The sequence below is a fragment of the Saccharopolyspora sp. MMCC62 genome, assembly GCF_057736575.1.
Genome location: NZ_JBYKCM010000003.1, coordinates 432,651 through 457,013 on the forward strand (window position 1 = coordinate 432,651; position 24,363 = coordinate 457,013).

The window sequence follows — 24,363 nt, forward strand, 5'->3', positions numbered from 1 at the left end:
TATCTGCGGACGCGGGGCGGTCTTCTGGCCTTGCCTTGACGTGCAGCGCCTGCTCGCTGCGGTGGTAAGCGCTGTTCGGTCCCGGATCGACGTGGATCTTCGCGTCCTGGATTCTGCCCGTTGATCAAGTCGAGGACTTCAGCCACGGCCTTGGCCCCTACAGGTGGCTTTCGGCGTGCTCGTGGCCGAGCACAGCGTGACGCGGGCGCGGATGCACGTCGGGCGGTCGACGATGAGCGCATCGCCGGCACGGTTGCGCCGTTCGTTCGACGACCGGTCGCTGGTCCGGGAGGGGCGGGCGCTGGTGTCGACTCCGGTCGCGGAGTCGTTGAGCGGTCCGCGGCGCCCTGCCGGCCACGCGCCCGTAGCGCGGAGGTGACCTGCCGGAAACGGGTGTCGGGATGGTCACCCTCCCTGGTCATCTCAGCTGGAGGGCCTGGCCGGTAAGCTGGTTTTTCCCGGTGCGGGACCGCACTGGACCGTGTCAGAACTACCCCAGGAGGACCCGGTGACCACGCCGGCTGCCGAGGACCCAAGCGAGGCCAAGCCCGTCGAACGTCGCGTACTCGTGGCCGAGGACGAGGCGTTGATCAGGCTCGACCTGGTGGAGATGCTCAAAGAAGAGGGGTACCAGGTCGTCGGTGAGGCCGGGGACGGGCAAGAAGCCGTGCGGCTGGCCGAGGAACTGCGGCCCGATCTGGTGATCCTGGACATCAAGATGCCGAAGATGGACGGCATCGAGGCGGCGTCGAACATCGCGGGCGAGCGCATCGCGCCCGTGGTGATCCTGACCGCGTTCAGCCAGCGCGACCTGGTGGAGCGGGCGCGCGACGCGGGGGCGATGGCCTACCTGGTCAAGCCGTTCGCGAAGCGCGACCTGGTGCCCGCGGTCGAGCTGGCGGTGTCCCGCTTCACCGAGGTGCAGGCGCTGGAGGCCGAGGTCGCCGACCTCAGCGAGCGCCTCGAGGCGCGCAAGACGATCGAGCGCGCCAAGGGCCTGCTGATGAGCAAGCACAACCTCTCCGAACCCGAGTCGTTCCGCTGGCTGCAGCGGACCGCCATGGACCGCCGGACCACGATGAAGGCCGTGGCCCAGGCGGTGCTCGAGAACCTGGAGTGACTCAGCCCGCGGGCTGATCGCGGATGACGCAGGTCAGGCGTGCCGTGCAGGTGCGCCTGTCCTGTTCATCGGTGATGACGATCTCGTAGGTCGCCGTGCTGCGACCCCGGTGCAGCGGGGTGGCGACGCCGGTGACGCGGCCTTCCGTGGCCGAGCGGTGGTGCGTGCAGGACAGCTCCAGCCCCACCGCGATCCGGCCTTCTCCCGCGTGCAGCGCCGAGGCGATGGAACCGACCGATTCGGCCAGCACCGCGTTCGCGCCCCCGTGCAGCAGTCCGTAGGGCTGCTTGTTGCCCTCGACCGGCATCGTCGCGACCACACGTTCAGGTGAGTATTCGAGGTATTCGATGCCCATCCGGTGCTGCAACTGGCCCGGCTCCGGGTTCAGCACCGCTGCCATCGAATCCTTCGCGGGCTGCTCGTTCTCGGTCGCCGTCACGGTCCACCCCTCCTCGTGCCTCGCCGCACGTGCTGTCGGTGGGTCAGCCTAGACTCCCGCGACGTGATGGCTTCCGAAGACCGACGCCTGCTGTTGATCGACGGCCATTCGATGGCCTACCGAGCGTTCTACGCCCTGCCGAAGGAGAACTTCCAGACCGGCACGGGCCAGCACACGAACGCGGTCTACGGCTTCACCTCGATGCTGATCAACCTGCTGCGCGACGAGCAGCCGACCCACTTCGCGGTCGCGTTCGACGTGTCCCGCAAGACCTTCCGCAGCGAGAAGTTCGCCGAGTACAAGGCGAACCGCAGCGCCAGCCCGGACGAGTTCAAGGGCCAGGTCAGCCTGATCCAGGACGTGCTGGGCGCGCTGTCGGTGCCGGTGCTGAGCAAGGACAACTACGAGGCCGACGACGTCATCGCGACGCTCACCACGCAGGCCACCGGCGAAGGCTTCTCGGTCGCCATCTGCACCGGCGACCGCGATGCGCTGCAGCTGGTCACCGACGCGGTCACCGTGCTGTACCCGACGAAGGGCGTTTCCGAGCTCACCCGGTTCACGCCGCAGGCCGTCGAGGACAAGTACGGCCTCTCGCCCGAGCAGTACCCGGACTTCGCGGCGCTGCGCGGCGACCCCTCGGACAACCTGCCGAAGATCCCGGGCGTCGGCGAGAAGACGGTCACCAAGTGGATCCAGCAGTTCGGGTCGCTGGCGGGGCTCATCGACCGCGCCGACGAGGTGAAGGGCAAGGCGGGCGAGGCGCTGCGGGCGAACCTGGCCTCGGTGCAGCTGAACCGGGAGCTGACGCAGCTGGAGCACGACGTGCCGCTGGGCGTCACCCCGGCCGACCTGGTGGTCGCGCAGTGGGACCGGGACGCGGTGCACAAGCTGTTCGACGACCTCGAGTTCCGGGTGCTGCGGGAACGGCTGTTCGCCACGCTGTCCGCCGCGGAACCCGAGGTGGAGGACGGGTTCGAGGTCACCGGCGGCGCGCTGGAGACCGGTGCGCTCGCCGGCTGGCTCGACGAGCACGCCCGGGACGGCCGCCGCGTCGGGCTCGCGTTCAGCGGGACTTGGACGACCGGTGCCGGTGACCTGGCGGGCATCGCGCTGGTCGACGCCGACGGCGCCGGGGCGTACGTGGACGTCACCGAGCTCAACGCGGACGACGACAAGGCGCTGGGGGAGTGGCTGGCCGACCCGGCGCTGCCGAAGGCCGCCCACGACGTGAAGGGCCCGCTGCACGCGCTGCGCGGCCGCGGCTGGGCGCTCGCCGGGCTGACCAGCGACACCGCGCTCGCCGCCTACCTGGTGCGTCCGGGGCAGCGCTCCTTCGACCTGCCCGACCTGGTGGTGCGCTACCTGCAGCGGGAGCTGCGCGCCGAGGACGAGGGCGGCGACGGTCAGCTGTCGCTGCTCGCCGACGAGGAGCAGGACAAGGCCGACGCCGCCAACGCCGAACTCGTGAAGGCCCGCGCGGTCGGTGAGCTCGCGGACGCGCTGGACGCCGAGCTGGGGCGCATCGACAGCCGCGGCCTGCTCACCGACCTGGAGCTGCCGCTGCTGGCCGTCATCGACGAGCTGGAGGCCGCGGGCATCGCCGTCGACTCCGACCTGCTCGACGAGCTCGGCGCGCACTTCGCGGGCCGCGTCAAGCAGGCCGCGCAGGAGGCCTACGACGTCATCGGCAAGGAGATCAACCTCGGGTCGCCGAAGCAGCTGCAGGTGGTGCTGTTCGACGAGCTGGGCATGCCGAAGACGAAGCGCACCAAGACCGGCTACACCACCGACGCCGACGCGCTGCAGGGCCTGTTCGAGAAGACCCAGCACCCGTTCCTGCAGCACCTGCTGGAGCACCGCGACGCCACCCGGCTCAAGACCACGGTGGAAGGCCTGGTGAAGTCCGTCGCCGACGACGGGCGCATCCACACCACGCTGAACCAGACCATCGCCGCCACCGGCCGGTTGTCCTCCACCGATCCGAACCTGCAGAACATCCCGATCCGCACCGAGGAAGGGCGCCGGATCCGCGAGGTGTTCGTCGTCGGCTCCGGCTATTCGGAGCTGCTGACCGCCGACTACAGCCAGATCGAGATGCGCATCATGGCGCACCTGTCCGGCGACGAAGGGCTCATCGAGGCGTTCCGCTCCGGTGAGGACCTGCACAACTTCGTGGCCTCGCAGGCGTTCGGGGTGCCGATCGGCGAGGTGGACCAGGAGCTGCGGCGCCGGGTGAAGGCCATGTCCTACGGGCTGGCGTACGGGCTGTCCGCGTTCGGGCTGGCCCAGCAGCTGCGGATCTCCGCGGAGGACGCGAAGGCGCAGATGGACGCCTACTTCGCCCGCTTCGGCCGGGTGCGGGACTACCTGCACGAGGTGGTGTCGCAGGCGCGGGAGGACGGCTACACCTCGACGATCCTCGGTCGCCGCCGCTACCTGCCGGACCTGCTCAGCGACAACCGGCAGCGCCGCGAGATGGCGGAGCGGATGGCGTTGAACGCGCCCATCCAGGGCAGCGCCGCCGACATCATCAAGGTGGCGATGCTGGGCGTGCACCGCTCCCTCGCGGAGGCGGGCCTGCGGTCGCGGATGCTGCTGCAGGTGCACGACGAACTGATCATCGAGCTGGTCGACGGGGAACGCGCCGAGGTGGAGCGGATCGTGCGCGAGCAGATGGGCGCGGCCTACCCGCTCGAGGTGCCGCTGGAAGTGTCGGTCGGCGCGGGCCGTTCCTGGGATTCGGCGGCACACTGAGTACACGGCGGGTGCGCCGTTCGTCGTATGGCGGACGGCACACTCGCGGTTGGCATATGCCGAGGGCATGCTCTCCGAGCTGCGGAGATTGCGGCTCGATCACGAAACCTGCGTTCTCCGGCGCCGCGGGAGTCCCAGCCACTGAGATGGCCGGAACGTGAACGCGGCGGGCCCCCTGTTGGACCTTTCGGGTGATAGCCGGGATAGCCTGCCTACTTCGCGGAAAGCGGATGCCGACGAGCCGGCGCGCGGTGCGCACGGCGGACCCGGGGCGGAGATCCCGGAGGAGGAAAATGATCAACATCGACAGAGTGGACCACTTGGTGCTCACCGTGGCCGATGTCGATCGGGCGGCAGAGTTCTACGAGCGCATCCTCGGGATGCGCACGGTGACCTTCCCCGGTGACCGGCGCGCGGTGAGCTTCGGGCAGCAGACCATCAAGCTGCACGCCGCCAGCGAGCTGGTCGAGCCCACCGCGACGCACCCGGTGCCCGGCTCGGCCAACCTGTGCTTCGTCACCGAGCAGCCCATCAGCGAAGTGCAGGAGCACCTGCGGGCCAACGACGTGCGCATCGAGGAGGGGCCGGTCGGCCGCACCGGTACGTTCGGGCCGATCACCTCGCTGTACCTGCGCGACCCCGACGGCAACCTGATCGAGGTCGCCCGGTACGACGAAGAAGCGGAGGCCGCTCCCGACGCGGAGTGAGCATCGGAACGTCGGAGGGGCCGTCGAGCACACCGCTCGACGGCCCCTCCGCTCATCCTCGGGTCACAACGACAGCTCCGGCTTCAACCGGCCCGGCGTCCACACCCGCTGGCGCCAGGCCGCGATGGTGCTCAGCAGCAGGCCGGCCACCAGGTAGGCGATCAACACCAGCGCGGACGTGCCCGCGGCCTCCAGCCCCGGCCCGCCGTAGAGCAGGTGCCGCAGCGCGGTGACCACGTAGCTCAACGGCAGCACCTGGTGCAGCGGGTGCAGCGGTGCCGGAATGGTCTGCCACGGGAACGTGCCGCCCGCGGTGACCAGCTGCAGCACCAGCACGATCAGCGCGATGAACTTGCCCTTCGGCCCGAACGCGGCGTTCAGCGCGTGCACCACGGCGGTGAACGCGAACGAGGTCAGCACCAGGAACCCGAGCGTCAGCCACGGGTGCGCCGGGCTCACCCCGACCCCGAACACCACGACCAGGTACAGCAGCACCGCCTGCGCGATGCCGACGATCCCGGCGGGCAGCCACCCGCCGACCGCGATCTTCCACGGCGCCACCCCGGAGGCCAGCGCGCGCTGCGACAGCGGCCGCATGATCAGGAACAGCACGAACCCGCCGATCCACAGCGCCAGGCCCATGAAGAACGGGGCGAGCCCCGCGCCGTAGGTGGCGGCCTTGACCTGGGCGTCGTTGTTCACCGCGACCGGGTCGCCGATGGTGCGAGCGGTGTTCTCCCGGGTGGCATCGTCCAGGTCGGGGATGTCCTGGGCGCCCTTGCCGAGCGAGTCGGCGAGCGTGTGCGAGCCGTCGACGAGCTGCCCGGAGCCGTCGGCGAGCTGGCGCGATCCGTCGGCGAGCCGGTCGGCGCCGTCGGTGAGCTTCTCGGTGCCGGTGACGGCCTGCTGCTCGCCCTGGTGCAGCTGCCGGGCGCCGGAGTCGAGTTCGCCGACGCCGCCGACGAGGGTGCCCGCGCCGTCGTTGAGCTGCCCGATCGCGCTCGTCAGCGCGGGCGTGGAGTCGGCGAGCTGCCGGTTCCCGTCGGCGACCTGCCGCGAGCCGTCGGCGAGCTTGTCGATCTGCCCGATCTGGGCCTGCACCTTGTCGTTGGCGTCGGTGATGGGCTGGTTCAGCTCGTCGAGGTGGGCGAGCACCCGCTGCACGGTCTCCTCGTCGGCGCCGGTGGCGCGCAGCTGTTCGGCGATGCGGCTCTTGGTCTGGTCCAGGTCGTCGACGAAGCCCTGCGAGACGTCGCCGAGCCTGCCCGCGGTGTCGGCGAGCTTCTCGTTGCCCTGGGCCACCTGCTCGGCGCCGTCGGCGAGCTTCGCGGACTGCTCGGGCAGCGGTGCGGTGCGCTCCTGCAGCTGCTGGAGCCCGCCGCGCAGCTGCTGGGCGCCGTCGGCGAGCCGCCCGGTCCCGTCGGCGAGCCTGCCGGAGCCGTCCAGCAGCTGTCGCTGCCCGTCGAGGAGCTGGTGCGCGCCGGAGGACAGCTGCCCGGTGCCTTCCTCGGCGGTGCCGAGCCCGTCCTGCAGCCGTCCGGCGCCGTCCGCGAGCTTCCCCGCGCCGTCAGCGGCCTCCAGCGTCTTGTCGTGCACCGTGCCGTAACCGAGCAGCAGCTGGTCGGCGGCCTCGGTGCCCGCGTCGGCGGCGACGGCCTTGCGCACCTCGCCTGCGACCTTGTCGGCGATCGTGGAGATCAAGTAGTTGTTGGTGTCGTTGGTGACCAGCCGCAGCTGCGCCTGCCGGGGCTCGAAGTCGCCGGGCGACATCAGCGCCGCGGAGAAGTCGCGCGGCACGACGAGCGCGAACGTGTAGCGGCCCTGGGCGACGCCCTGCTCGGCGTCCTCGGCCCCGGTGCGCTGCCAGTCGAACGAGCCGGAGTCGGCCAGCTCGTCGTAGACCTTGTCCCCGGCGTCCAGCCTGCTGCCGTCCTCGCGGGTGGCGCCCGCGTCGTCGATGACGACGGCCGCGGGGACGTCGCCGAGCCGGTTGTACGGGTCCCAGTTCGCGTACAGGTACATCGCCCCGTACAGCAGCGGCACCAGCGTGATGGCGACCAGCGCGAGCCGCGGCAGCTTGCCGGAGGTGAGCCTGCGCAGTTCGGTGAGGGCGAGGCGGAACGTGGTCATCGGGCACCTTCTTCGGCGCGGTTGTCCGCGCCCACTCGGGCATGGGGGACGGCGAGCCGGTCGGCGGTGTGCGGCGAGCAGAGCACGACGACCGCGCGCTGCCTGCGGGCCTCCCGCTTCGCCAGCGCGAACCAGGAACTCGGGTCGCCGCCGTGCCGGTCGGGCGTGTCGAGCACCAGCGCGTCGGTGTGCTTCGCCGCGCACGCGAGGTCGACGAGCAGCCGGGTCCGCTCGGTGGCGGGCAGGTTCTCCACGCGGGTGTCGGCGTGCTCGGCGAGGTCGTGCGCGGCGAGCCAGGTCCGGACGGCGGCGCGGCCGGAGCGGCGGCCCGCGATGCTGAGGCCTTCGGCGACCGCGGTGCGCACGGGAACGCTCGGTTCGGGTTCGGTGATCTCCGGGCCGTCGACGATGGCGACCCGGCGGCGCAGCGCCTTCGGGTCGTCGGCGCCGTCGACGAGGACGCGGCCCCGGCTCGGCTTGAGCCGGCCGGACAGGGCGAGGGCCAGGGCGGTGTGGCCGGAGTGGGGTTCTCCGGTGACCACCAGCAGGTCTCCGCTGTTCACGTGCAGCGAGGTGGGGGCGAGCAGCGTGCTGTGCGCCCCGGTGACCTCGACTGCGTCAGCGACGATCTCCACGCGTCGTCTCGACTCCTTCACAGCGGTGGGGGTCAGCGCAGCGCCGTTGCCGGGCGCACCTCCCACATCGTCCACAGCGGCCGGTAGCCCTGGCGGGGCCAGAACACCGACGACAGCGGGTTGGGCGGGTTGTAGTACAGGAAGCTGCCGACGACCCCGGCGCGCGCGAACTCCGCGTGCGCTTCGGCCATCAGCCGCTGTCCCACGCCGCCGCCGCGGGCCCGTTCGTGCACCGACACGCAGTTCACGTAGGCCCACCTGCCGGATCGGAGCCGGTGGCCGCCGGAGTGGCGGTCGGGGTCGATCCAGCCGCACTCGGCGAGTGCGACCGGTGTGCCGTCCTGTTCGGCCAGCCACACCGGGTCGCCGCCGGGACCGTTGCCCGCGGCGAGCCGCAGGCGCGCGGCGTTGCGCTTGAGCTCGGCGGTCCGAGGGCGGTGCACCGAGGCGCCGACGAGGGCGGCGTAGGCGTGCTCGGCGATGGCGAGCTCGACCACGGAGTCCAGATCGGCCGGTTCGGCGCGGCGCAGGTTTACGGTACCAGAGAGTTTCGTATCTAGTGCCGCGGGCGGCGCGGGCGGTCGGATCGCCAGGCAGGACAGCGGGACGAAGCCGTGGTCCAGCAGCGCGCGGGACGCCTCCGCATCCCGGCTCGGCCAGGTCACCACGCACGACGAGTCCTCGGCCGGAGCTCCGTGCGCGGCCAGCCAGCGCCGCCACTCCGCCAGCAGCGCGGCCATGCCCGCACCGGGGTGCTCGCCGAGCAGCGGGAACAGCTCGAAGGAATCGGTGGCCTGCCACAGGCTCTGCGCCGAACCCGGCGGGTTCCGGGTGTGCGCGACCAGCCCGGCGACCGCCGTCCCGTCCGGCAGCCGCGCCAGCAGCGGATCGCCCTTCGGCAGCAGGTACCGCTCCGGCAACCGGTGGTCCAGCGCGGCGAACCGCGCGCACTGCCGGTCGAGCAGGTCCTGCGCGTCACCCATCTGCGCCGTCACCCCTTCGCCTAGCCGCCGGGTGATCAGGATTCTGGCAGCTCGCGACGATCACCGCGCCCGAACGGCGCACCGCCTGCGGGGTTCAGGCCGGTTCGCAGCAGAAGATCGAGGTGCCGGGGAAGAGCTTGCCGCGCAGGCCGCTCCACTGCCCCCAGGTGTGCGTGGCGCCCGCGGGCCACTCCGGCTCGATGACGTCCAGCAGCCGCAGGCCCGCCGCGTTGAGCTCCCGCACGTAGTCGCCGAGCGTCCGGTGGTGCTCCACGTAGGTGGCGCGCCCGTCCCCGTCGATCTCCACGTACGGCGTCCGGTCGAAGTAGGACTGCGCGACGGTGAGCCCGCCCGGGCCGGGGTCGTCCGGGAAGATCCAGCGCATCGGGTGCGTCACCGAGAACACCCAGCGCCCACCGGGGCGCACCACGCGCACGACCTCGCGGAAGACCGCGCCGACGTCGGCCACGAACGGCACGCCGCCGAACGCGGAGCACGCCAGGTCGAAGCTGTCCGCGGCGAACGGCAGCGCGTCGGCGCTGGCCTGCACCAGCGGCACCTCGATGCCGCTGTCGACGGCGCCGCGCCGCGCGTGCCGCAGCATCCCGGCGGAGATGTCCAGCGCCACCGGGTGCGCGCCCTGCGCGGCCAGCCAGCGCGAGCAGGGCGCGGAACCGGCCCCGACCTCCAGCACCCGCTTGCCGGTGACGTCGCCGAGCAGCCGGGCGTCGGCCTCCCGCACCCGCTCGGGGCACCAGACGAAGTCGCTGGTGCCCAGGAACTCGCCGTGCTCGGCCTGGTAGTCGTCGGCGTCGGCGTCCCACCACAGCCGGCTCGCCCGGCGGGACTCCGCGGCACCGGCAGTGCGCTTGCTCACACCCAGAGTGCCCAGCGCCAGCTCGGCGGAGGCGTGCGCGAAACCGCCGTCCGGCTGGTCTTCTGTCGCTGGGTCAGGTGAAATTTCGGGGGCGGCCGAATCGTCGTGCGGCATGAGAAGTCCTGTGGTTCGGTGTTTCGCCGACAAGTGGTTTGCTCCGCGATCGCGCGAACGCGTACGATACCGCCCGCGCCGTGGGTCTTAACGTGTCCGTGCATGCAGGCTGGGGAAAGACGCCCGGGACCGGCTCCGCCGGTCGGCTCCGCCGACCGCCGTCGCCGGAGCCGAGCTTCCCGGCAGGTTGCGCACCCCGATCGGGATTAACGACGGGAGGCCCGGCGTTCGACTGTGGTGCGGTTCCGCCGAGTCCGAGGACGTGGCAGGCCGCGCAGGCCGGGGAAGCAGCGGGTGACCGCTCGAACCGGATCCGGGAGTCGAACACCACCGGGCCGAGCGCGAACGGACCAGTTCCGCCGGTTCCGCCCGCAGAGGTGTCGGTCCCGGAGGCTAAGATCCAAGGTGCAACCCCCAGCGGGTCGTTGCGCGGATGCGTGCTGGTAGGTCTGCCAGCCCGGGTCCCGCGCCGGCCGAGGCGGGGGACAACCGCAGGCAACCGACAAACTATCCGTACCGGAGCAACCCACCTGATGTCCACCGACACCACCACCGTTCCGACCACCGCCACCAAGCCGCAGGTCGCGGTCAACGACGTCGGGACGGAGGAGGACTTCCTCGCCGCCGTCGACCTAACCATCAAGTACTTCAACGACGGCGACATCGTTGAGGGCACCATCGTCAAGGTCGACCGCGACGAGGTGCTGCTTGACATCGGTTACAAGACCGAGGGCGTCATCCCGTCCCGGGAGCTGTCCATCAAGCACGATGTCGACCCGGCCGAGGTCGTCACCGTCGGCGACTTCGTCGAGGCCCTCGTCCTCCAGAAGGAGGACAAGGAAGGCCGGCTGATCCTGTCCAAGAAGCGCGCCCAGTACGAGCGCGCCTGGGGCACCATCGAGGAGCTCAAGGACAAGGACGAGCCCGTCAAGGGCACCGTCATCGAGGTCGTCAAGGGCGGCCTCATCCTCGACATCGGCCTGCGCGGCTTCCTGCCCGCGTCGCTGGTCGAGATGCGCCGCGTGCGCGACCTGCAGCCCTACGTCGGCCGCGAGCTCGAAGCCAAGATCATCGAGCTGGACAAGAACCGCAACAACGTGGTCCTGTCCCGTCGCGCCTGGCTGGAGCAGACCCAGTCCGAGGTCCGCAGCGAGTTCCTCAACCAGCTGCAGAACGGCCAGGTCCGCAAGGGTGTCGTCTCCTCGATCGTCAACTTCGGTGCGTTCGTGGACCTCGGTGGCGTCGACGGTCTGGTGCACGTCTCCGAGCTGTCCTGGAAGCACATCGACCACCCGAGCGAGGTCGTCGAGGTCGGCCAGGAGGTCACGGTCGAGGTCCTCAACGTCGAGATGGACCGCGAGCGCGTCTCGCTGTCGCTGAAGGCGACGCAGGAAGACCCGTGGCGCCAGTTCGCCCGCACCCACGCGATCGGCCAGATCGTGCCGGGCAAGGTCACCAAGCTGGTTCCGTTCGGTGCGTTCGTCCGCGTCGACGAGGGCATCGAGGGCCTGGTGCACATCTCCGAGCTGGCCGAGCGCCACGTGGAGATCCCGGAGCAGGTCGTCCAGGTCGGCGACGACGTGATGATCAAGGTCATCGACATCGACCTGGAGCGCCGCCGGATCTCGCTGTCGCTGAAGCAGGCGAACGAGGGCTTCACGCCGGACTCCGAGTTCGACCCCACTCAGTACGGTATGGCCGCCGAGTACGACAACAACGGCGACTACATCTACCCCGAGGGCTTCGACCCGGAGACCCAGGAGTGGCAGGAAGGCTACGACACCCAGCGCGAGGAGTGGGAGCGCCAGTACGCCGACGCGCTGTCCCGCTACGAGCAGCACATGAAGCAGGTCGCGAAGGCCGCCGAGGCCGACGCCGAGGCCGCTGCCGCGGGTGCTTCCGGTGCGGGTTCCGAGCAGGGCGGCGGGAACTACTCGTCCTCCGGCTCGTCCGAGCAGCAGGAGGACGCGGGCTCCCTGGCCAGCGACGCCCAGCTGGCCGCGCTGCGGGAGAAGCTCTCCGGCGGTGCGTGATCTGACGGTCTCCGTCTGATCCGGAACGGATAGGCACGACGGCCCCGCACTTGTTCGCAGGTGCGGGGCCGTCGCACGTCCGGGGCCTGGCAGGATGGGGCGCATGTTGCGCGTGGGCCTCAGCGGTGGGATCGGATCGGGCAAGTCGACGGTGGCGGCGCGGCTCGTGGAGCTGGGCGCGGTGCTGATCGACGCGGACCGGCTGGCCCGCGAGGTCGTCGAACCCGGCAGCCGGGGCCTGGCGGAACTGGTCGAGCGGTTCGGGCCGGAGATCCGCACCGCGGACGGCGCGCTGGACCGGCCGGCGCTGGCCCGGGTCGCGTTCGCCGACGAGCAGGCCCGCGCCGACCTCAACGCCATCACCCACCCCAAGATCGGCGAGCTCACCGCGCAGCGCATGGCCGAAGCCCCCGCGGACGCGATCGTGGTGCACGACGTCCCGCTGCTGGTGGAGAACGACTACGCCGCGAACTACCACCTGGTGATCATCGTGGACGCTCCGGAGGAGGAGCGGGTGCGGCGGCTGACCGCGCGCGGCCTGGACGCGGCGGACGCGCGGGCGCGGATCCGCGCGCAGGCCACCGACGAGCAGCGCCGCGAGGCCGCCGACGTGTGGCTGGACAACACCGGCCCGGTCGAGGACCTGGTCACCGCGGTGGACCGGCTGTGGTTCGACCGGCTGGTGCCCTACGAGCGCGGGGTGCGCGAGCGGCAGCGGCCGCCGCGGAAACCGCCGGTGCTCGCCGACCCCGATCCGGAGTGGCCGCGCACCGCGCGCAGGCTCGGCGCCCGCGTGCTGCGCGCGGCGGGCGAGGCCGGGCTGCGGGTCGAGCACGTCGGCTCCACCTCGGTGCCCGGATTCCCGGCGAAGGACATCATCGATCTGCAGCTGTCGGTGCGGTCGTTGGCCGACGCCGACGCGATCGCGGATGCGCTGGCGGACGCCGGTTTCCCGGCCGACCACGGGATCCAGCGGGACAACCCGCACCCCTTCGACCCGGAGCCGGCGCACTGGAGCAAGCGCTATCACAACTCGGCCGACCCGGGCCGGCCGGTGAACTTGCACGTGCGGGTGCAGGGCGGGCCGGGCTGGTGGGTGGCGCTGCTGCTGCGGGACTGGCTGCGGGCCGATCCGGAAGCGCGCGCGGACTACCTGGCCGTGAAGCGCGAGCTCTCGGCCCGCCACGACACCCCCGAGGCCTACGCGGCGGCCAAGGACCCCTGGTTCCCCGCAGCACTCCCGAAAGCCCAGGAATGGGCGGACCGAACAGGCTGGACCCCACCCCGCGACTGACGAAGTCCCAGCCCGTCAATCCTGTCAGCGGTGCAGCCGCTGAGCAGCGACCACCAAAGCAGCAGGACCACCCGCGGGTTCTCAGCCTTCTCCTCGCGAGGACAGCGTTTTCGCCTGTGGCGGAGTCACGGGTGAAAACGATCCCGCAGCGAGGAGAACGCTGAGGTTCCGCCACCCGCCCTGGGAGTAAAAGGACCCCCCGAGAACTCACCAGAGTTCGAAGATGGCTCGGTGGGCCAGCCATTGGTTGATGTCCCGATGGCGGGTGATCTCTTCGAAGGTTCGGTGCACGGTGCGCAGCGCGTAGTCGGCTTCGCTGAGGCGGATCATTCCCGCGGAGATGGCGGTGGCGAATTCCTCGGCTTGCACGATGCGCGCGGAGCCGCGGTCCGGGACCTGCAGGCCGAGCAGCAGATCCGTCACCGTCCACGATCGGGTGTCGCGTTCGACGTGGACGACGGTGAGCATGCTCGGCTCCCGCCGGGAGTGCCTGCGCCGGGACCGGCGGCGGGTGAGCCGCAGTCCGAGGTCCGGCATCAGCCAGGTGACCTCGCCTTCGTGCGCGGGATCCTCGGGCGTGGCGCACTCCAGGGACAGTCCCCAGTGCTCCACCTGGCATCGATCGAGGGGCACGACAGCGCCGGAAGAATGCGAACGCTGCGCAGCGAACAGATCGATGATGTCGACCAGCTGAGGAGTGATTACGGCGCCCACGACTCCAGACAGTAGCGCCGATTTCGGAGTCCGTGATCGTCAGTACCGTTCTTTAACATAACTTTCCCGTCCTGGTCGGATATCGATTCGGCCCGTGCGCGGGCCGTCACCGATTCGGCGGTACGAGTGCCGCCCGGACCGCGGGATCGTGGTCGGATTGCCCGGACCAGGTGAGTTCGATGCCGAGCTCCCGCAGCCAGTCGTCCAACCGGTGGCCGTGCCGGGCGAGCCCTTCCAGCGCGGTGCACGCGGCGCGCATGGCCCGTTCGGCGGTCCGCTCGTCGAGCAGTTCCGCCCGCACCGCCAGCAGGAACTCGTCGACGTCGATCAACCGCGCCTCGCGGCCGTCGGCGACCAGCAGGTCGAGGTAGTGGTCCTCGGTGCGCCACCGCCGCGGCCCGGGTTCGACGCGGGCGATGTCCACGTAGTAGTCCCACCCGTCGGCGAATCCGGGCCGGTGCTCCCAGCGGGTGATGCGGAGGTCGTGCTCGGGCAGCAGCCAGGACTGCAGCGCCCGCAGCTTCGGGTGGTCGGGCATCCCGCGGCGGAGGTAGAGGCCGAACGGCGCGCGCCGGTATTCGTCGACGTCGCGGATGATGCTCTTGGGATCGGTGTTGGTGCCCGCTTCGACGTCGAACAGTTCGACCTTCGGCGGGTGCACCGGCAGTCCGAGGCTCGCTGCGATCTCGCGTTGCGTGGTCACCCCGCCACTGTAGGTCGGGTCCGGGGTGCGGCGGCAGGGTTGAAATCCGGGACGGCGGGTGGTGCGCGCCTCGGGCGGCGGCGCGCTGTCGGTGGGGGCTCGTACCCTCGAGGACGTGGCTTTCGCGACTGAGTACCCGACCCCGGCCGACACCACCTTCCGGCCGGTCAGCGACATCCCGCGCACCGGTGGCTGCTTCCGCATGGTCAGCGACTACGACCCGTCCGGCGACCAGCCGGCGGCGATCGACGAGCTGGAACGGCGGATCAAGGCCAGCGAGGCGAACGTGGTGCTGCTGGGCGCGACGGGTACCGGGAAGTCGGCGACCACGGCGTGGCTCGTCGAGCGGTTGCAGCGGCCGACGCTGGTGCTGGAGCCGAACAAGACGCTCGCGGCGCAGATGGCGAACGAGATGCGGGAGTTCTTCCCGGACAACGCCGTCGAGTACTTCGTCAGCTACTACGACTACTACCAGCCCGAGGCGTACGTCCCGCAGACCGACACCTACATCGAGAAGGACTCGTCGATCAACGAGGACGTGGAGCGGCTGCGGCACTCGGCGACCTCGAACCTGCTGAGCAGGCGGGACTGCGTGGTCGTGTCCTCGGTGTCCTGCATCTACGGCCTGGGCACGCCGCAGTCGTACCTGGACCGCTCGATCGCGCTGGAGGTCGGCGGGGAGATCGACCGGGACATGCTGCTGCGCGCGCTGGTGGACGTGCAGTACACCCGCAACGACATCGCGTTCGCCCGCGGCACCTTCCGGGTGCGCGGCGACACGGTCGAGGTGATCCCGGCGTACGAGGAGCTGGCGGTGCGCGTCGAGCTGTTCGGCGACGAGATCGAGCGGCTCTACTACCTGCACCCGCTGACCGGCGAGATCGTTCGCGAGGTCGACGAGGTGCGGATCTTCCCGGCGACCCACTACGTGGCGGGTCCGGAGCGGATGGAGAAGGCGATCCGCGGCATCGAGGGCGAGCTGGAGGAGCAGCTGGGGAAGCTGGAGAAGCAGAACAAGCTCCTCGAGGCCCAGCGGCTGCGGATGCGCACCCAGTACGACATCGAGATGATGCGCCAGGTCGGCTTCTGCTCCGGCATCGAGAACTACTCGCGGCACATCGACGGCCGCGAGGCGGGGACGGCGCCCGCGACCCTGCTGGACTACTTCCCGGACGACTTCCTGCTGGTCATCGACGAGTCGCACCAGACGGTGCCGCAGGTGGGCGGCATGTACGAGGGCGACATGTCCCGCAAGCGCACCTTGGTCGAGCACGGCTTCCGGCTGCCCAGCGCGATGGACAACCGGCCGCTGACCTGGGAGGAGTTCACCGACCGCATCGGGCAGACGCTGTACCTGTCGGCGACGCCCGGCCCGTACGAGATGGGGCGGGCCGGCGGTGAGTTCGTCGAGCAGGTGATCCGCCCGACCGGGCTGGTCGACCCGGAGGTCGTGGTGAAGCCGACCGAAGGGCAGATCGACGACCTGGTCGGCGAGATCCGCGACCGCGCCGAGCGCGACGAGCGGGTGCTGGTGACGACGCTGACGAAGAAGATGGCCGAGGACCTCACCGACTACTTCCTGGAGCTGGGCGTGCGGGTGCGCTACCTGCACTCGGAGGTGGACACGCTGCGGCGGGTGGAGCTGCTGCGGCAGCTGCGGCTCGGCGAGTTCGACGTGCTGGTCGGCATCAACCTGCTGCGGGAGGGCCTGGACCTGCCGGAGGTGTCGCTGGTGGCGATCCTGGACGCCGACAAGGAGGGCTTCCTGCGCTCCGGGACGAGCCTGGTGCAGACGATCGGCCGCGCGGCGCGCAACGTCTCCGGCCAGGTGCACATGTACGCCGACAAGATCACCGATTCGATGCAGCACGCCATCGACGAGACGAACCGGCGCCGCGCCAAGCAGATCGCCTACAACACCGAGCGCGGCATCGATCCGCAGCCGCTGCGCAAGAAGATCGCCGACATCCTGGACCGGGTCTACACCGAGTCCGAGGACACCGAGGAGTCGGTGGCGGTCGGTGGCTCCGGCCGCAACTCCTCGCGCGGGAAGAAGCCCAGCGGGGAGGCGGTGGCCTCGTCCGGCGTGCTGGAGGGGCGCGACACCAGCTCGATGCCGCGGGCGGAGCTGGCGGACCTGGTGCAGCAGCTCAACGACCAGATGATGAACGCGGCGCGGGAGCTGCAGTTCGAGCTGGCGGCGCGGCTGCGCGACGAGATCCACGACTTGAAGAAGGAACTGCGCGGCATGGACGCCGCGGGCATCAAGTAGGTCCCGGCCCGCGCCGGGGCGGTGGCGGGTTTCGGGGCGCCTGCGAGCGCCCCCGCGTGCGCGGCAGACCCGCGTCCGGCAGTGGGAGCGCGCCGCGGCTGCCGCGCACCGGTCGGTCGCACCGGCGGGCCGGGTGGCGTTCACCGCGGACGGGGTCGACGACCGCGGTGACGTGCACGCCGCACAGCTGCTGGGATCGGTACCGGACGGCGGCGACCCGCGGCAGCTACCGGTGGCAAACCAGGTGAACGACCCACCCGACCAACTTCGCTGGGCGAGTGGGCCACTCACCTGGCCAGGACCGCCGGGTGAATGGCCCATTCGACCGGCCTCGGTGGGCGAGTGGCCCATTCACCCGGGTAGGACGGCCGGGTGAGTGGGCCATTGACCTGGGTAGGGCGGTCAGGTGAGTGGGCCATTCGACCGATCTCGTTGGGCGAGTGGGCCATTCACCTGGGAAGGGCCGCTGGGTGAGTGGCCCGTTCGACCGGCCTCGGTGGGCGAGTGGGCCATTCGCCTGGGTAGGGCGGCTGGATGGGTGGGGCGCTCGACCAACGTTGGGGGTCGGTTCGGTGAAGGTGGAGCGCGGACGTCGACGAACAGGGGATCTCGGCGGCGGCGAACTCGTCGGGTTCTCGGTGGGGGCGGCGGTGCCATCGGGAGGAGGCGGTGGCCGTGCGGTGCGCGGGAGTGGTGATGCGTTCGCGGTGCTATTCGCCCGGCTGCTCCTTTTCGTCGTTCGCTCTTGTGGAATATGACCGGCGTGAACGTGCACCATTCGGCGGTGGCAATTTCCGATCTTGATGACGTTGTCGATCTTTCTCCATCGGGGTGGTCGAATTGTGCGTGCGGGCGGGTTTGCGCTGCTCCAGCGGCGGATGTGGCGGCTGGGGATTGGCCCGATCGGGTTCCACTGACCGGCGGTATCGTCTTTCCGATAAAAGAGCGTTGACCGCTCGGTCCGGATCTTTGTAATCTCCTTTTCTCGCTCTTCCGGGAGTGGTGGGGAATTGCCCGGGGGAGTCGTGCAGCGCGGATCGGGGGATCTCATGGTGCGGCGCGCGAGCGGACCGTTGTGCGGGCGCGACCGGGAACTGCGGTTGGTCCGGGAATTCCTGGCGCGCCCGGAACGGGATGGAATCCCGGCGAGCCGGCCGGTTCCCGTCCTCGTCTTCTGCGGTACCGGCGGCACCGGGAAGACGGCGCTGCTCGACGAGCTCGCCGCCCGGATGGACGGCAACGTGCCGTGCGCCCGGTTCGACTGCGCGCGGCTCGACGGCTCATCGGTGCCGCGGGCGCTGGCCGACCTCGCCGCTCAGCTCAGCAGGTCCTGCAAGGGCTACGGGACGCTGGAGTTCCCCCGGTTCATCGCGGGCCACCTCGCCCTCGGGCCGCACCTGGACCTCACCGGCCGGCCCGCCGCGCGCAGGCAGGTCGAGGAGTCGCTGGCCACCTACCCGAAGATCAGCGACCCGCCGCAGTTCCTGGCCTCGCTCGCGGCCGGAGCGCCCACCGCCGCGGTCCCGGGGGCCGCCGCGGTGGGCGGGCACCTGCCGGACCTGGTGCTGACCGGCATCAACGCGTTGCGGCGCGCCCGGTGGCAGTGGGGCGACGAGCGGGCCTGGTACGGGCACCAGGACCGGGGGCTCGACCGCGATCCGGTGGACGTGCTGGTCGACCTCAACCGCAAGGCCCGCGCGAGCGATCCGGAGGTCGCGCAGGAAGTGGGCGACGTGCTGTGGGCCGCGTTCCTGGCGGACCTGCGGGACGGGTTCCGCAGCGGGTGGGCGGCCGATCGCCGCACGCTGAACTGCGTCGTGCTGCTCGACGACGCGGATGCCGCCCCGGAACTGCTGCGAGGACTGGAAGCCGCGCGCAGGCGGCGCGGGACGGCCGCGACCGAGGACCCGGACCCGCTGACCGCGGTGGCCACCGCGAACGTCGATCCGCTCGCGCGCGGCGGCCCGGTGCCGATCGACGTCGCGGGCTACGCGGACCACCTCGCCCGCTCGGCGGCGAACCGCACGCCCGGCTCGTACCCGGTGCTGCTGGGCGACCTCAGCGCCGACGCGGTCGCCGACATGGCGGCGCCGCTGGGGCCGGTGCTGGGGAACGCGCGGCGCGCGGTCGCGATGCTGCACGGCTTCGCGCACGGGCACCCGCGCACCACCCGGATGCTGCTGGACGCGATCGCGGAGCACGGCGCGGATCCGGCCGACCTGCACGAGCTGCTCGCGGGACCGCTGTCGGTCGGGACGGGTTCGGAGCGGGTGGAGGCCCTCGCGCTGAAGGCGTTCCTGCGGGGGGTTCCGCTGACCGGCCTGGAAGACCTGATCACCTGCTCCGCGGCGCGGAACTTCGCGGAAGGGCAGCGGCTGGCCGAGTACCGGCCGATGCTGGCGTCGGCGGACCCGCGGCCGGTGGTGCTCGACGCGGCGTGGTGGCCGTGCTCCGTCGACGCGGACCAGGTGATGGTCCCGGTGCTGCGCAGGCTGCTGCTTCGCAGGCTCGCCGCTCGCGGTCCGGGCGAGCGCGCTGACTGGGAATCGGTGCACCGCTGGCTGCGCAGCCACTGCGAGCAGGACCACGACCTCGCCGGGGAGCTGCACTTCGCCTTGGCGCTCGGCGAGATCGAACAGGTGACGCGGCGGCTCGCGGACCTGCTGGACCAGATGCCCGCCACGACATGGCTGGCGCTGCTGCGGTCGGTGTGCGCCGCGCCCAGCCGGGACACGAGCGGGCAAGCCCCGGTCGAGCGGGTCCGCGACCTGACCAGGTGGGTCATGCCACGCGACCTGCCGGTGGCCCCGCTGGCCCGGCTCGTCGCCGCGAAGTGGGTGGCGGCCGACCCGCTCGGCGGTGCCCGCAAGCACGAGCTGAACAGCGAGATCGCAGTCGACCTCGACGACGTCGCGCCGTACGCGCGCGACGGCCTCCCGGAGCTGCGGGCCGAGGCGGACAAGTACCGGTGAACACCGGCGTGCAGGAGGAAGCCTTGAACACGGTGCTGGATACGAGCTTCACCCGGCCGCGGTCGAACCGGGAGTCCGCGCGACAGCGGCGGCGGCGGTGGCTGGCCGCGTTCCTGACCGCCGGGCTGACGTGCGGCGTAGTGCTGGCGGTGTACTCGAACGGGTGGCGAGCGGTGTCGTACGCGCACTGCGGTGCGGGCGAGTGGGTGAGCCCGGCCGGCCTGCGCACGGCCGGTGTCGCCGCGGACGACGCCGGGGCCGCGGAGTGCATCGGAGTGTCGGCCTCGTCGAACTTCGGTGTCGACGCGCTGAGCCCGGTGATGGCGAGGTTCGACCAGCAGAACCGGGACGCCGCGGCCGATCCGGCCCGCAAGACGGTGACGGTGGCCGTGCTGACCCCGGTGCCGAAGCACGCCTTCGGGGCCGCGTCCGAAGACCAGGTGCGCGACCTGCTCGAAGGTGCCGCCCAAGCGCAGCACGACGTCAACGAGGGGCCCCAAGGACCCGCCGTGCAGGTCGTGGTCGCCAACGAGGGATCCGCGGAGCAGGGCTGGGCGCCGGTCGTCGACCAGCTCGTGCGCCGGACCGGGTCGGAGTCCCCGCTGGTCGCGGTCACCGGGCTCGGGGTGAGCGTCAAGGAGACCCTGCTGGGGGCGCACGCGCTCTCGGACGCCGACATCCCGATGGTGGGGGCGGTGCTCACCGCCAACGGCCTGAACGCGCGAGGGGTCGTGGAGGACTTCGACGGCGGGGACGAGGTGCCGAGCGGTCCGATCGACGGGTTCTTCCTCGTCAGCCCGAACAACCGGCGCGAAGCGGAGGCGTTGGCGGACCGGCTGGAGGAGGAACGGGGGAAGTCGTCCTACCAGCTGGTCAGGGACCTCAACCGGGACGACTTCTACACGGTCGGCCTGGCGAACTCCTTGCAGGCGGCGTTCGGGAGCCAGGTGAGCGAGTACCCGATCACCTTCGCCGGCAACGCGGGCGAGGACGAGATCTCCTTCTCGTTGGAGAACGCGGCCGATCGCGCGTGCGCCAGCGGGGACGACGCGGTGCTGTACGGCGGGCGGGCGTCCCAGCTGCTGCCGTTCCTGAAGCAGCTGCCGACCTGCCAGCGGCCGATGACGGTGATCACCGGATCGGACGCGGCGAACCTGGACCCGGCGGAGGTGCCCGCCCAGGTGCGGGTGGTCTACGCGGCGTTGGCGGACCCGGACGCGCTCGGATCGCCGGAGTTCAACGCGCGGGCCGACGCCTTCACGCGGTTCAGCGCGCGGTTCCGCGCGGCGCCCGACAGCGGGGCGAGCCTCGCCAACGGCTGGGCGATCATGGAGTACGACGCGATGAAGGCCGCGGCCGCGGGCATCGCGAGGGCGGTCAAGGGCCACCAGGACCGCGTACCGGAACCGGTGTCGGTGACCAGCGGGATCAGCGGGTATTCCGACCCGGACCACCGGATCGGCGGGGCGGGGGACGGCTTCTACTTCGACATGACGACCGGGGAACCGCGTGGCCGGGCCATCCACGTCGTGGAGATCGACGACGGGAAGCGGACTCCGCTGCGCACCGCGTACTGACCGAGCCGAGCACGGGAACGCCCGGGGCGGACCGCCCCGGGCGTCTCGCCGCACGGGCTCACGCGAAGGCGCTGAGCCCCGTGATGGACTTGCCGACGATGAGGGTGTTCATCTCGCGGCTGCCCTCGAAGGAGTAGACGGCCTCGGCGTCGGCGAAGAACTTCGCGACCTCGTAGTCGAGGACGATGCCGTTGCCGCCGAACAGCTCCCGCGCCCAGCCCACGACCTCGCGCATCCGGGTGGTGGTGAACGCCTTCGCCAGCGCGGCCTGCTCGGCGCCCGCCTTGCCCTGCTCGGTGAGCTGGTTGAGCCGGACCACCATGCCGAACATGGCGGTGATGTTGCCGAGCATCTTCACCAGCAGGTCCTGGATCATCTGGAACCCGCCGATGGGCTTGCCGAACTGCTCGCGGCTCACCGCGTACTCGCGGGCGAGCTCGTAGGCGCGCATCGCGAGGCCCAGTGCCTGCCAGGCGACGCCGCCGCGGGTGCGGGCGAGGACCTTCGCGGTGTCCCGGAAGCTGTTGATGTTCTGCAGCCGGTCGGACTCGGGCACCCGGGCGTCCGCGAAGACGATGTCGGCGTTCTGCACGGTGCGCAGCGCGATCTTGCCTTCGATCTTGGTCGCGGTGACGCCGGGCGTGTCCTTGCCGACGACGAAGCCCTTCACCTGGCCGTCGGCCTCGTCGCGGGCCCACACGACGATGATGTCGGCGAAGGTCCCGTTGCCGATCCAGCGCTTGGCGCCGTTGAGCACCCACTCGTCGCCTTCGCGGCGCGCGGTGGTGCGCATGCCGCCCGCGACGTCGGAGCCGCCCTCGGGTTCGGTGAGCGCGAACGCGCCGATCTTGCGCATGGCGACCATGTCCGGCATCCAGCGGTCCCGCTGCTCCTGGTCGCCGCCGCCCTGGATGCTGCCCATCGCGAGTCCGGTGTGGACACCGGAGAAGACGGCCAGCGACGGGTCGATGCGGTTGAGCTCGATGCTGAGGAAGCCGGGGAACAGCGAGCTGCGCTCCACGCCGTCGCCGTGCTCGGGGTACTGGTAGCCGGCGAGGCCGAGCTTGGCGAACTTCTCGATCGCCTCGAACGGGAATTCCGCCTTGTCCCACGCCGGATTGGCCAGCGGGGCGATCTCGCGCTGCAGGTAGTCGCGGATCTCGGCGAGTTCGGCGCGCTCGGAATCGCTGAGCAGCTCGGCGAATCCGAAGAAGTCCGGATCGGTGTTGATCTTCTTGGGCATCGTGGCCCTCTCTCTGCGAATGGCCGGGGTGGGGGTGTCCCGGCCGGTCAGTTCCGGTCGGTGCCGTCCGCTTCCGCGTCCAGCGCGGCGTTGATGGCGTTGTGCTTGCGGTCGCGGGACTCCGAGCGCTCCAGGTAGGCGTGCGGGCCTGCGCCGTAGGCGGATTCGGTCTGGCCGACGATCTCCTCGATGGCGGCGGGCGTCAGCTCGGGGCGACCCAGCTCCTTCCACTGCTCGGCCATGCGCAGCCCGAGGTGGCTCATCATGTGCCGGATGCCGCCGGGACCGCCGCCGAGGTGGAAGCTCTCGAACGGTCCGATCGTGGCGTAGCGGCCGCCGAGCGACGCCTTCATCACGGTGTCCAGTTCGGACGCCGAGACCACGCCGTCCAGGACCAGGCTGACGGCCTCCTGCATGATCGCGCCCTGCAACCGGTTCGCGGCGAACCCGGGGAGCTCCTTGTGCAGCCGCACCGGAGTCTTGCCGAGTTCGCGGTAGAACTCGATGGTCGCCTGCACGACGTCCTCGCCGGTGCGTTCGCCCGGCACCACCTCGACCAGCGGCACCACGTGCGGCGGGTTGAACGGGTGCGCGATGAGCACGCGCGCGGCGGTCTCCGCGGGCAGCTGTTCGGCGATGTCGGTGGCGATGATGCCGGAGCTCGACGAGGCCAGCACCGCGTAGGCGGGGGCGTGCCGGGTGATCTCGGCGAACAGCTCCTGCTTGAAGTCCAGCCGTTCCGGGCCGTTCTCCTGCACCAGGTCGACGCCCTGCACCGCCTCCGGCATCGAGGAGGAGACCTCGATGCGGGTGAGCAGGTCGGCGGCCGAAGCGCCCGGGATGCCCGCGGCGATCGACGGCATGGCCTCGCCGAGCACCTGCGCGAGGTCTTCGCGCGGATCGGTCAGCCGCACCCGCATCCCGCGGGAGGCGAACAGCGCCGCCCAGGACAGGCCGATGGTGCCCGCGCCGACGACCGCGACCGACTTCCACCGGAGCTCGTTGCTCGTCATGGGATTTCGCTCCTTCACTCGGCGAGGTAATCGTGGACCGGGGTCGCGGCGCCCAGCGTCAGGTCGGTGACGACGTGGCTGGCGGAGACGACCTCGCGCACCGGCAGGTCCGCCAGCGGCGCCAGCACGTGCTCGAACAGCTGGAGCCGGGCCGGGCCGGTGTGGGCTTCCTTGACGGTGATGTCGGTGATCTGCGAGCGGATCAGCTCGCACACCCGGGGTTCCCGCCCGTACCCGGGGACGATCTTGAGCATGAACGAGGGCACCGTGATCTCGGCCTTCGCCTGCTCCAGGTCCAGCGGGCGGTGCTTGTAGCCCATGGTCGCGGTGGCGACCCGCTGCGTGCCGTAGTCCAGGGTGCCCACCAGCGCCCCCTCGTCGGGGAACAGCGCGGGCGAACCCAGCACCTTCGGGTAGGCGCTGGCCTCGCGTCCCGCGGCGGTGGCGGCGAAGCTGTCCAGGTACATGGCGTGCAGGTATTCGCCGCGTTCGGCGCCGAGGCGCACCGGGATCGCCTGGCCGCACTCCACGTACGGGCCGAACGAGGTGACCTCGCCCATCTTCATGATCTCGAAGCGCACCAGCGGCTCATCGATCTCCAGCGGTTCCGGGACCACCGCGCGCAGCGCCTCGGGGTCGGTCCGGTACACGACGTTGAGGTACTCGCGGTCGGTGAACCGGGGCACCGCCGCGGCGTAGGCGGGTGCGGTGAGCGGGGTGGTGGGGCTCTGCAGGATCTGCTCGCGGTTCAACGACCGGTCTCCTTCGTGCGCGGGTTGT

At 71.1% G+C, this 24,363-nt stretch carries 18 protein-coding genes; 8 read left to right on the plus strand and 10 right to left on the minus strand.

Translation table 11 applies throughout. The features are described from left to right. The first annotated feature begins 508 nt into the window (after positions 1-508). The gene (locus AC29IT_RS09240; protein WP_224962936.1) at positions 509-1,120 is read left to right on the plus strand and encodes an ANTAR domain-containing response regulator; all 612 of its coding nucleotides are present in this window, start codon (positions 509-511) and stop codon (positions 1,118-1,120) included. Position 1,121: 1 nt separating this feature from the next. Here AC29IT_RS09240 and AC29IT_RS09245 read toward each other — a convergent pair whose 3' ends face one another. After that, on the minus strand, positions 1,122-1,520 hold the full coding sequence (locus AC29IT_RS09245) for a PaaI family thioesterase (RefSeq protein ID WP_358443475.1): 399 nt from the start codon (positions 1,518-1,520) through the stop codon (positions 1,122-1,124). A gap of 105 nt (positions 1,521-1,625) precedes the next feature. On the opposite strand from AC29IT_RS09245, the gene polA reads away from it, so the two are divergent. Further along, positions 1,626-4,316: a DNA polymerase I gene (gene polA / locus AC29IT_RS09250; RefSeq protein WP_488218429.1), complete on the plus strand. Its 2,691-nt coding sequence runs from the start codon at positions 1,626-1,628 to the stop codon at positions 4,314-4,316. A gap of 293 nt (positions 4,317-4,609) precedes the next feature. After that, complete coding sequence (locus AC29IT_RS09255) at positions 4,610-5,023, plus strand: VOC family protein (protein ID WP_358443458.1); 414 nt, start codon at positions 4,610-4,612, stop codon at positions 5,021-5,023. Between the two features lie 63 nt (positions 5,024-5,086). Here the strand turns inward: AC29IT_RS09255 and AC29IT_RS09260 are convergent, their stop codons facing one another. From AC29IT_RS09260 to AC29IT_RS09275, 4 genes are all read right to left on the minus strand, one after another. Beyond that, the gene (locus tag AC29IT_RS09260; RefSeq protein WP_488218430.1) at positions 5,087-7,153 is read right to left on the minus strand and encodes a YhgE/Pip family protein; all 2,067 of its coding nucleotides are present in this window, start codon (positions 7,151-7,153) and stop codon (positions 5,087-5,089) included. Continuing rightward, the gene (locus tag AC29IT_RS09265) at positions 7,150-7,788 is read right to left on the minus strand and encodes an ATP-binding cassette domain-containing protein (RefSeq protein ID WP_358443462.1); all 639 of its coding nucleotides are present in this window, start codon (positions 7,786-7,788) and stop codon (positions 7,150-7,152) included. Before AC29IT_RS09265 ends, AC29IT_RS09260 begins: the two co-directional genes overlap by 4 nt. Before the next feature lie 32 nt (positions 7,789-7,820). After that, complete coding sequence (locus AC29IT_RS09270; protein ID WP_358443464.1) at positions 7,821-8,771, minus strand: GNAT family N-acetyltransferase; 951 nt, start codon at positions 8,769-8,771, stop codon at positions 7,821-7,823. A gap of 94 nt (positions 8,772-8,865) precedes the next feature. Continuing rightward, positions 8,866-9,648 (minus strand): class I SAM-dependent methyltransferase, encoded by a 783-nt coding sequence (locus AC29IT_RS09275; RefSeq protein WP_488218431.1) that lies wholly within the window; start codon positions 9,646-9,648, stop codon positions 8,866-8,868. A 647-nt stretch (positions 9,649-10,295) separates the two neighbouring features. On the opposite strand from AC29IT_RS09275, the gene rpsA reads away from it, so the two are divergent. Together rpsA and coaE are read left to right on the plus strand one after the other, a co-directional pair. Further along, complete coding sequence (gene rpsA / locus AC29IT_RS09280) at positions 10,296-11,795, plus strand: 30S ribosomal protein S1 (protein ID WP_358443470.1); 1,500 nt, start codon at positions 10,296-10,298, stop codon at positions 11,793-11,795. A gap of 103 nt (positions 11,796-11,898) precedes the next feature. Beyond that, positions 11,899-13,089: a dephospho-CoA kinase gene (gene coaE / locus AC29IT_RS09285; RefSeq protein WP_488218432.1), complete on the plus strand. Its 1,191-nt coding sequence runs from the start codon at positions 11,899-11,901 to the stop codon at positions 13,087-13,089. A gap of 207 nt (positions 13,090-13,296) precedes the next feature. Here coaE and AC29IT_RS09290 read toward each other — a convergent pair whose 3' ends face one another. Then, the gene (locus AC29IT_RS09290) at positions 13,297-13,701 is read right to left on the minus strand and encodes a DUF402 domain-containing protein (protein ID WP_488218433.1); all 405 of its coding nucleotides are present in this window, start codon (positions 13,699-13,701) and stop codon (positions 13,297-13,299) included. 208 nt (positions 13,702-13,909) lie between these two features. Continuing rightward, positions 13,910-14,506, minus strand: a complete 597-nt coding sequence (locus AC29IT_RS09295; protein WP_488218434.1) for a ribonuclease FAU-1 family protein — start codon at positions 14,504-14,506, stop codon at positions 13,910-13,912. 115 nt (positions 14,507-14,621) lie between these two features. Between AC29IT_RS09295 and uvrB the strand changes: the two genes are divergently transcribed. The 3 genes from uvrB (at position 14,622) to AC29IT_RS09310 (ending at position 21,327) form a co-directional block, all read left to right on the plus strand. Further along, entirely contained in the window at positions 14,622-16,778 is a 2,157-nt protein-coding gene (gene uvrB, locus AC29IT_RS09300) for an excinuclease ABC subunit UvrB (protein ID WP_488218435.1), read from the plus strand. Positions 16,779-17,827: 1,049 nt separating this feature from the next. Continuing rightward, positions 17,828-19,750 (plus strand): hypothetical protein, encoded by a 1,923-nt coding sequence (locus AC29IT_RS09305; protein ID WP_488218436.1) that lies wholly within the window; start codon positions 17,828-17,830, stop codon positions 19,748-19,750. Positions 19,751-19,773: 23 nt separating this feature from the next. Beyond that, the gene (locus AC29IT_RS09310) at positions 19,774-21,327 is read left to right on the plus strand and encodes a type 1 periplasmic-binding domain-containing protein (protein WP_488218437.1); all 1,554 of its coding nucleotides are present in this window, start codon (positions 19,774-19,776) and stop codon (positions 21,325-21,327) included. A 58-nt stretch (positions 21,328-21,385) separates the two neighbouring features. On the opposite strand, the gene AC29IT_RS09315 is transcribed toward AC29IT_RS09310, so the two are convergent. Genes AC29IT_RS09315 through AC29IT_RS09325 form a run of 3 tightly spaced genes read right to left on the minus strand, consistent with a single transcriptional unit; the run spans position 21,386 to position 24,335 of the window. Then, the gene (locus AC29IT_RS09315; protein WP_358445511.1) at positions 21,386-22,570 is read right to left on the minus strand and encodes an acyl-CoA dehydrogenase family protein; all 1,185 of its coding nucleotides are present in this window, start codon (positions 22,568-22,570) and stop codon (positions 21,386-21,388) included. Positions 22,571-22,617: 47 nt separating this feature from the next. Beyond that, entirely contained in the window at positions 22,618-23,583 is a 966-nt protein-coding gene (locus AC29IT_RS09320) for a 3-hydroxyacyl-CoA dehydrogenase NAD-binding domain-containing protein (RefSeq protein WP_488218438.1), read from the minus strand. A gap of 14 nt (positions 23,584-23,597) precedes the next feature. Further along, on the minus strand, positions 23,598-24,335 hold the full coding sequence (locus AC29IT_RS09325; protein WP_358445517.1) for an acetoacetate decarboxylase: 738 nt from the start codon (positions 24,333-24,335) through the stop codon (positions 23,598-23,600). Positions 24,336-24,363: the final 28 nt, after the last annotated feature.